The sequence below is a fragment of the Stenotrophomonas sp. DDT-1 genome (genome assembly GCF_001580555.1).
GTDB classification, from domain to species: Bacteria; Pseudomonadota; Gammaproteobacteria; order Xanthomonadales; family Xanthomonadaceae; genus Stenotrophomonas; species Stenotrophomonas sepilia.
In genome coordinates, this window is sequence record NZ_LEKR01000052.1 from 23,725 (window position 1) to 31,246 (window position 7,522).

General features: G+C 69.1%; 7 protein-coding genes. 5 read left to right on the top strand and 2 right to left on the bottom strand.

Translation table 11 applies throughout. From position 1 onward, the window contains the following. Window positions 1-32: 32 nt before the first annotated feature. Window positions 33-722, top strand: a complete 690-nt coding sequence (locus tag AB839_RS18540) for a winged helix-turn-helix domain-containing protein (protein ID WP_004141029.1) — start codon at window positions 33-35, stop codon at window positions 720-722. Next, window positions 719-2,065, top strand: a complete 1,347-nt coding sequence (locus AB839_RS18545; RefSeq protein ID WP_061480488.1) for an ATP-binding protein — start codon at window positions 719-721, stop codon at window positions 2,063-2,065. Before AB839_RS18540 ends, AB839_RS18545 begins: the two co-directional genes overlap by 4 nt. Here AB839_RS18545 and AB839_RS18550 read toward each other — a convergent pair. Continuing rightward, window positions 2,062-3,531, bottom strand: a complete 1,470-nt coding sequence (locus AB839_RS18550; RefSeq protein WP_061480485.1) for a HAMP domain-containing sensor histidine kinase — start codon at window positions 3,529-3,531, stop codon at window positions 2,062-2,064. The two genes, AB839_RS18545 and AB839_RS18550, sit on opposite strands and share 4 nt — an antisense overlap. Continuing rightward, window positions 3,528-4,247 (bottom strand): response regulator transcription factor, encoded by a 720-nt coding sequence (locus AB839_RS18555; RefSeq protein WP_005415146.1) that lies wholly within the window; start codon window positions 4,245-4,247, stop codon window positions 3,528-3,530. The genes AB839_RS18550 and AB839_RS18555 overlap by 4 nt, the downstream gene beginning before the upstream one ends. Before the next feature lie 145 nt (window positions 4,248-4,392). Between AB839_RS18555 and msrB the strand changes: the two genes are divergently transcribed. From msrB to msrA, 3 genes are read left to right on the top strand one after another with little or no spacing between them, the layout of a single operon-like run. Continuing rightward, on the top strand, window positions 4,393-4,965 hold the full coding sequence (gene msrB / locus AB839_RS18560) for a peptide-methionine (R)-S-oxide reductase MsrB (RefSeq protein WP_005415145.1): 573 nt from the start codon (window positions 4,393-4,395) through the stop codon (window positions 4,963-4,965). Window positions 4,966-4,967: 2 nt separating this feature from the next. Further along, entirely contained in the window at window positions 4,968-6,737 is a 1,770-nt protein-coding gene (locus AB839_RS18565; protein WP_061480486.1) for a cytochrome c biogenesis protein CcdA, read from the top strand. Window positions 6,738-6,751: 14 nt separating this feature from the next. Next, on the top strand, window positions 6,752-7,489 hold the full coding sequence (gene msrA / locus AB839_RS18570; protein ID WP_061480489.1) for a peptide-methionine (S)-S-oxide reductase MsrA: 738 nt from the start codon (window positions 6,752-6,754) through the stop codon (window positions 7,487-7,489). Window positions 7,490-7,522: the final 33 nt, after the last annotated feature.

Genomic DNA, 7,522 nt, shown 5'->3' on the forward strand with positions numbered 1-7,522 from the left:
GCGGTACGTCTGCGCCTACGGACGCCTTGGAAATGCTGGATATCGTACTGGTCGAAGACGATGCCCGCCTGGGAACGATGGTCAGTGACTACCTGCAGCGGCACGGCTATCAGGTCGCCCATGAACGCAGCGGCGAGCGGGCAGTGGCCCGGATCCTGGCCGAAAAGCCGGCGCTGGTGCTGCTCGATGTCGGCCTGCCCGACCAGGATGGTTTCGAAGTGTGTCGGCAGATCCGGCCTCACTATGACGGCATCATCTGCGTGCTGACCGCCCGCACTGACAACATCGACCAGGTGCTGGGACTGGAGCTGGGGGCCGACGACTACATCGGCAAACCGATCGAACCGCGGGTGCTGCTGGCGCGGCTGCGCGCCCACCTGCGCCGCCACCGCCGGGTCGAACCGCGTGACGGCAGCCTGCGCTTCGGCGAGCTGAACATCGACCCGTCCACACGCAACGTGCACCTGCAGGGCAGCCTGCTGGAGCTGACCACGGCCGAGTTCGACCTGCTGTTCCTGCTGGCCAGCAACGCCGGCCAGATCCTGGACCGCGACGCACTGCTGCGCGGCCTGCGTGGCATCGCCTTCGACGGCCTGGACCGTTCGATCGATGCCCGCATCTCGCGCCTGCGCCGCAAACTGGGCGACAACCCCGAGCAGCCGGAACGGATCAAGACCGTCCGTGGCCGCGGCTACCTGTTCAGCCGCTCGGCATGGGGATGAAGCGCACGCCCTCGGCGATGCGCGGCCACGCCTTCCACTTCCTGCGCTACGGCGTCGGCTTCCTGGTCGCCCACCTGTTGTTGATCGTGTTGGGCCTGTGGGCCTGGGATGCCCTGCTGGAAGACCGCACGGAAGCTGGTCTGCAGGCCGAGATGCGTGGCACCCATGCGCTGCTGCAGCACCGTTTCGCCGAAACCCCGCGCGACCAGTGGCCGGTGCTGGCACGCGAACTCGACGCCGATTTCGCCTACGCGCTGCGCATGGTGCCGCTGGCTGAGGCAGTGAGGGAGTTGCCGGCCAGCCAACGTCCGCCGTTCAACAACGGCCGCGTGCAGATCGACCTGGAGCACATGCGCAGCCTGCAGCGCATCGGTGACAGCGACTACGCGGTGATGCTGGGGCCGCTGGACGAAGCGCTGCCGGACGAGGGCTGGCAGGACAGCGAAGTGTCCGGCGTGGCGATCCTGCTGCTGATCCTGATGGTGGCGGTGGCACTGCCGATGTACGTGATGGTCTATCGGTTGTGGCGCGACGTCTCGCAGCTGGCACAGGCGGCCAGGCAGATGCGCGATGGCCAGTTGGACACGCGAGCGCCGCGTGCGGGCACCGCGCTGGTGCGGCCACTGGCCAATGCCTTCAACCACATGGCCGAGCAGCTGCAGCAGCTGCTGGAAAGCCAGCGTGTGCTGGCGCAGGCGGTGGCGCACGAAGTGCGCACGCCATTGGCGCGGATGCGTTTCGGCCTGGCCGACCTGGAGGACACCGCGCTGGATGATGGGCAGCGCGATGCACTGGGCGGACTGCGCACCGATGTGGATCGGCTGCAGCACCTGACCGATGCCGGCGTCGAGTACGCCGCACTGGGCCGCTGCCATCAGCCGACCCGCCAGCGCCTGCAGCTGGCGGCGCTGGTACGCGGCGTGGTCGCCCAGTTCGCGCCGCTGCCGATGCCGGTGCAGCAGGCGCTGTCGCCGGTGGGCCTGGTCAACGTCAACCGGCACATGCTGGAGCTGGCACTGCGCAACCTGCTCGGCAATGCACTGCGTTACGCGCGCCGGCAGATCCGTATTGCCAGCACCGTCAATGACGGCTGGCTATGCCTGCAGGTGGAGGACGACGGCCCCGGCATCGCACCCGAACTGCGCGGCCAGGTGCTGCAGCCCTACGTCCGGCTGGACCCGGGCAGTCCCGGCTTCGGCCTCGGCCTGGCGCTGGTGCAGGTGGTGGCCGACAAGCATGGCGGCCACGTCGAAGTGACCGATTCGGCGCTGGGCGGTGCCTGCATCCGCCTGCGCCTGCCGCTGGAAAACGGCGGCATCGTCGAATGCGAAGCGGCCTGCTAGGCCGCCGGTTCCGCACGCGGCAAGGCGAACACGAACAGCGCGCCACGCTCGCTGTCGCGCAGTTCGATGCGGCGGCCGTGCAGCTGCACGATGCGCTGCACGATCAACAGCCCCAATCCGCCGTTCTCGCCGCGCCGCGCGCCCAGCGCGGCCGGTGCCTGGAACAGCTGGGTGCGCAACGCCGGCGCGACCCCTGGGCCGTCATCGGCCACGCTGACCTCCACGCTGTCGGGAATCGCACGCAGGCGCACCTCGATCTGCCCACCGTCGGGTGCATGGCGCAGCGCGTTGTCGAGCAGGTTGGTCAACACCCGTTCGACCAGGCCCAGGTCGGCGCGCACCAGCGGCAGGCCCGGCGGGAACGCCGCGTGCAGCTGCTGGCCGCGCGCCTGTGCCGCCAGTTCGAACTTCTGCAGCACGTCCTGCAGCAGCTCCGGTAGTGCGAACACCTCCCACTCCAAACGCACTTCGCCATGCTCCAGCCGCGCCAGCTCGAACAGCGCGCGCGCCAGCCGGCCGACCTTGGCGCTCTGTGCCAGCGCGATGCCGAGATAGCGGCGGCGCTCGTCCGCTGACAGCGTGGCGTCCTTCAACGCCAGCGTTTCCAGGTAGCCATGCAGCGACGACAGCGGCGTGCGCAGGTCGTGCGAGATGTTGGCGACCAGTTCGCGGCGCTGCAGGTCCTGCTGGCGCAGCTGCTGCCACTGCTCGCCCAGCCGCTGCGCCATCTGCGCGTGCGCGTGTTCGAGGATCACCAGCTCGTCGCGCTCACCGGGGCGCAGCGGCTCCGGCGGTGGCAACGGCGTGGGTGCGTCGATGTCGAAGGCCTGGATGCGCCGGGTCAGCCGCCGCAGCGGACGGGTCACCCAGTAGAACGCCACCAGCCCGGCCAGCAGGCCGAGGCCACCGACCAGCACCACCGACCACAGCGTGGTGTTCCACTGGCTGCCGGCGGCAAGATCGTCGGCCAGCATCTGCCGGTGCTCGCCGACCAGCACCACGTACACATAGCCCGCCGGCCGGCCCTGCACGATCAGAGGTGCCGCGCTGAACACCTTGCGGCCATTCGCGCTGCGCGGGTCATCGCCGAGGATCGGCAACGGCGCACCGGCCAGCAGGCGGCGCAGCGGCGCCACGTCCACCCGGTTTCGCACCAGGTGCCCACTGGGCGCATCGTGGCCGAGGATGCGGCCCTGGTCGTCCAGCAGGTAGACCTCGACGCTGGGGTTGACCGCCATCAACTGGCCGAACAGCGCGCGCACCGCGGCGTCGCGCATGCCGCTGGTATCCATCAGCTCGCTGCGCTGGGCGATATGCTCGGCCAGGCCCAGCGACAGCCGCTGCACCACCTCCTGCTCGTGGCGGGTATTGGCACGCATCTGCAGTGCCAGCAGCGCCATGCAGCACATCAGCATCAGCGCGGCGATCACCGCTGCCAGCTTCTGCCACAGGTTCGGCTTGATCATGCCGCCGCCCCGGCCGGGTCGACCAGCTTGTAGCCACGGCCCCACACCGTCAGCAGCCGCCGCGGATTGGCCGGATCGGGCTCGATCTTGCTGCGCAGGCGGTTGATATGGGTGTTGACCGTATGCTCGTAGCCGTCGTGCTGGTAGCCCCAGACCTGGTTGAGCAGTTCCATGCGCGCGAACACCTGGTCCGGGTGACGGGCAAAGAACAACAGCAGGTCGAACTCGCGCGGGGTCAGCTCCAATGGATTGCCATCTACCGAGGCGGTGCGCGCGACCGGGTCCAGCTGCAGTCCCCCCAGCTCGATCGCGCCGGCATCGATGCGTGCGCTCTGCGCCATCGCCTCGGCGCGGCGCAGCAGCGCGCGCACGCGTGCCACCAGTTCCGGCATCGAGAAGGGTTTTGCCAGGTAATCATCCGCGCCCAGTTCAAGGCCGACGATGCGCTGGGTTTCGCTGCCGCGCGCACTGATGATGATGATCGGCACATACCGCGCCATCGCGCGTGCGCGCTGGCACACCTGCAGGCCGTCCACGCCGGGCAGCATCACGTCCAGCACCAGCGCGTCCCAGGGACCTTCCTGCTCGAGCAGGCGCAGGCCGGCATCGCCGCTGGCAGCATGGGCGACGTCGTAGCCCTCATCGCCCAGGTGCATGCGCAGCAGGTCGGCGATGTGGGCATCGTCTTCAACGATCAGCACGCGTTTGGTCGACATCGTCAGCTCAAGGCCAGTGGGGAGGCGGGTTGCATTGTGGCGCGGGACGGCCGCCGATACCTCACGAAAAATTGAATCCTGCGTGAGGATTCGTTGACCCGGGCGGGCGCAGCATGGCCCCGTCACCCCCTTCCCGGAGTCCGCCATGTCCTTGTCCCGCCGCCATCTGCTGGGCCTGGGCGGTGTTGCCACCGCCGCCGGCCTGCTCGGCCTGGGGGCCTGCAGCCGCGCCGCCCCCGCCGCCGCCGAAGCGCGCCCGTCGCGACAGTTCGAGGTCATGCACAGCGATGCCGACTGGCGCCAGCGCCTGACCCCGGCGCAGTACGCGGTGCTGCGCCAGCAGGCCACCGAACGGCCGTGGAGCAGCCCGCTCAACAAGGAACACCGCCAGGGCACCTTCGCGTGTGCCGGCTGTGCGCTGCCGCTGTTTTCCTCGTCCACCAAGTTCGAGAGCGGCACCGGCTGGCCCAGCTTCTGGGCGCCGCTGCACAACGCCATTGGCGAAGACCGCGACGTCACCTTCGGGATGCTGCGGGTGGAGGTGCACTGCCGCCGCTGCGGTGGCCACCTCGGCCATGTGTTCAACGATGGGCCTCGCCCGACCGGGCTGCGCTACTGCATGAACGGTGCGGCGATGGTGTTCGTTCCCGGCGCCACGGATGGCACTGCCGACGGCTGGCGGGTGCCGGTCGGTTCTTCCCCTGTTTCCGGAGCCTGACGATGCTGCTGTTGCTGCTTGCCTACCTGGGGGGCGCGCTGACCCTGCTCAGCCCCTGCATCCTGCCGGTGCTGCCGTTCGTGTTCGCGCGTGCCGACCGTCCGTTCCTGCGCAGCACGCTGCCATTGCTGCTGGGCATGGCGCTCACCTTCACCGTGGTCGCCAGCCTGGCCGCGGTGGGCAGCCAATGGGTGGCACAGGCCAACCAGGTCGGGCGCTGGATCGCCCTGCTGCTGATGGCGCTGTTCGCGGTCGCCCTGCTCTGGCCACGACTGGCCGACCATCTGCTGGCGCCGTTCCAGCGCGTGGGTGCCCGTCTGAACGCGCGCGCCGATGCCGCGGATGCCGCTGGGCGCGGCGGCGCGTGGACCTCGCTGCTGATCGGCATCGCCACCGGCCTGCTGTGGGCACCGTGTGCAGGTCCGATCCTCGGCCTGGTGCTGACCGGTGCCGCCCTGCATGGTGCCAGCGTGGGTACCAGTGCCCTGCTGCTGGCGTATGCGCTGGGCGCGATCACCGCGCTGGCACTGGCGGTGTGGGTGGGCGGCCGCGTGTTCCGTGCGCTGCAGGCGCGGCTTGGCCTGGGCGATGTACTGCGCAAGGTGCTGGGCGTGGCCGCCTTGCTGGCGGTGGTGGCAATCGGCCTGGGCTGGGATACCGGCCTGCTGACCCGTCTTTCCACGGTCAGCACCGCACGTATCGAGCAGGGCCTGCTGGACGCGGTACCCGGCGCGCAGCCGGCGGCACCACCGATGATGATGATGGCCGGTGCCAACGCCGCTGGCGATGCACCGCTGCCGGTCGAGGGAACCCTGCCCGCGCTGGACGGGGCCACCGGCTGGCTCAACAGCCCACCGCTGACGGCCCAGCAGCTGCGCGGCAAGGTGGTACTGGTCGACTTCTGGACCTACTCCTGCATCAACTGCCTGCGTGCGATGCCGTTCGTGCATGAATGGGAGCGCCGCTACCGCGACCACGGCCTGGTGGTGATCGGCGTGCACACGCCGGAGTTCGCCTTCGAGCGTGACCCACGCAACGTGATGAAGGCGGTGCAGCAGCTGAAGGTCGAGTACCCGGTGGCGCTCGACAACCAGTACACGATCTGGCGCGCGTTCAACAACCGCTACTGGCCGGCGCAGTACTTCGTTGATACGCAGGGCAACATCCGCGGCCACCAGTTCGGCGAGGGCAACTATGCGCGTTCGGAACAGGTGATCCGTCGCTTGCTGACCGAGGCCGGCCAGACGAACCTGCCGCCGCCGGCCGATCCGGCCGCCGCCGATCTGAAGGGCGTGGCTGCGCAGGCCGACATGGGCAATCTGCGCTCGCCGGAAACCTATCTGGGCCACGCCCGTGCCGAGCAGTTCGCCTCGCCCGGTGGGCAGCGCAGCGACAACGCGTTCGACTACACATTGCCGGCCAGCCTTGCGTTGAACCAGTGGGGCCTGTCCGGACGCTGGACCGTTACCGACGAGGCTGCGCAGCTGCAGCAGGCCGGTGGCCGCATCGCCTTCCAGTTCCATGCGCGCGACCTGCACCTGGTGCTGGCACCGGGCCAGGAAGGAAAGCCGGTGCGCTTCCGCGTCCTGCTGGATGGCAAGCCATTGCCCGCCACCGATGCCGGCACTGATGTCGGCGCCGATGGCAGTGGCGTGGTCGACGAGCATCGCCTGTACCAGCTGGTACGCCAGCGCGGCACGGTCGGCCCGCATCGCTTCGAGATCGAATTCCTCGATGCGGGCGTGCAGGCCTATGCCTTCACCTTCGGTTGAACCGGGAGCACATGATGAAACTCTCCTTTGAACAGGGCATCGCCGCCGGTGTTGCCGGCCTGGTGGCCATGGCATTGATTGCCGGGGTGCTGCTGGTCGATCACGGCGCGGCTGCGGCGCCGGTCGAAGCCAGCGCGCAGATCCAGGCACTGCCGGCCCCCACCGGCGATGCGGCGTTCCGCGATGACGCCACCCACGCCAGCGTGGTGTTTGCCGGCGGTTGCTTCTGGGGCGTGCAGGGCGTGTTCCAGCACGTCAAGGGCGTGAGCAATGCGGTGTCCGGCTATATCGGTGGCAGTGCAGCCAATGCCCGCTATGAGCGCGTCAGCGGTGGCCAGACCGGCCATGCCGAAGCCGTAAAGATTGACTACGACCCGCGCCAGGTCAGCTATGGACAGCTGATGCAGGTGTTCTTCTCGGTCGCGCACGACCCGACCCAGCTCAACCGCCAGGGTCCGGACCACGGCAGCCAGTATCGCTCGGCGATCTTCAGTGATGACGCCCGCCAGCAGGCGGCCAGCCGCGCCTACATCGCCCAGCTCGGCCAGGCCGGCAGCTACCGCGCACCGATCGTCACCCAGCTGGTCAGCGGCCAGCGCTTCTACCCGGCCGAGAGCTACCACCAGAACTACATGACCAACTACCCGCAGGCCGCCTACATCCGCTACTACGACGCACCGAAGCTGGTGGCCCTGGCCAAGCAGTTCCCAGCGCTGTACCGGCGCGAGGCGGTGCTGGTGCCGATGCGCTGACGGCATTTCCCCTGGGGCTGATCGGTGCTCGGC

Bases quoted from the DNA above. Each gene is read 5' to 3' on its own strand.
- AB839_RS18540 (WP_004141029.1), top strand. From the start codon at position 33: ATGCTGGATATCGTACTGGTCGAAGACGATGCCCGCCTGGGAACGATG.
- AB839_RS18545 (WP_061480488.1), top strand. From the start codon at position 719: ATGAAGCGCACGCCCTCGGCGATGCGCGGCCACGCCTTCCACTTCCTG.
- AB839_RS18550 (WP_061480485.1), bottom strand. From the start codon at position 3,531: ATGATCAAGCCGAACCTGTGGCAGAAGCTGGCAGCGGTGATCGCCGCG.
- AB839_RS18555 (WP_005415146.1), bottom strand. From the start codon at position 4,247: ATGTCGACCAAACGCGTGCTGATCGTTGAAGACGATGCCCACATCGCC.
- msrB (WP_005415145.1), top strand. From the start codon at position 4,393: ATGTCCTTGTCCCGCCGCCATCTGCTGGGCCTGGGCGGTGTTGCCACC.
- AB839_RS18565 (WP_061480486.1), top strand. From the start codon at position 4,968: ATGCTGCTGTTGCTGCTTGCCTACCTGGGGGGCGCGCTGACCCTGCTC.
- msrA (WP_061480489.1), top strand. From the start codon at position 6,752: ATGAAACTCTCCTTTGAACAGGGCATCGCCGCCGGTGTTGCCGGCCTG.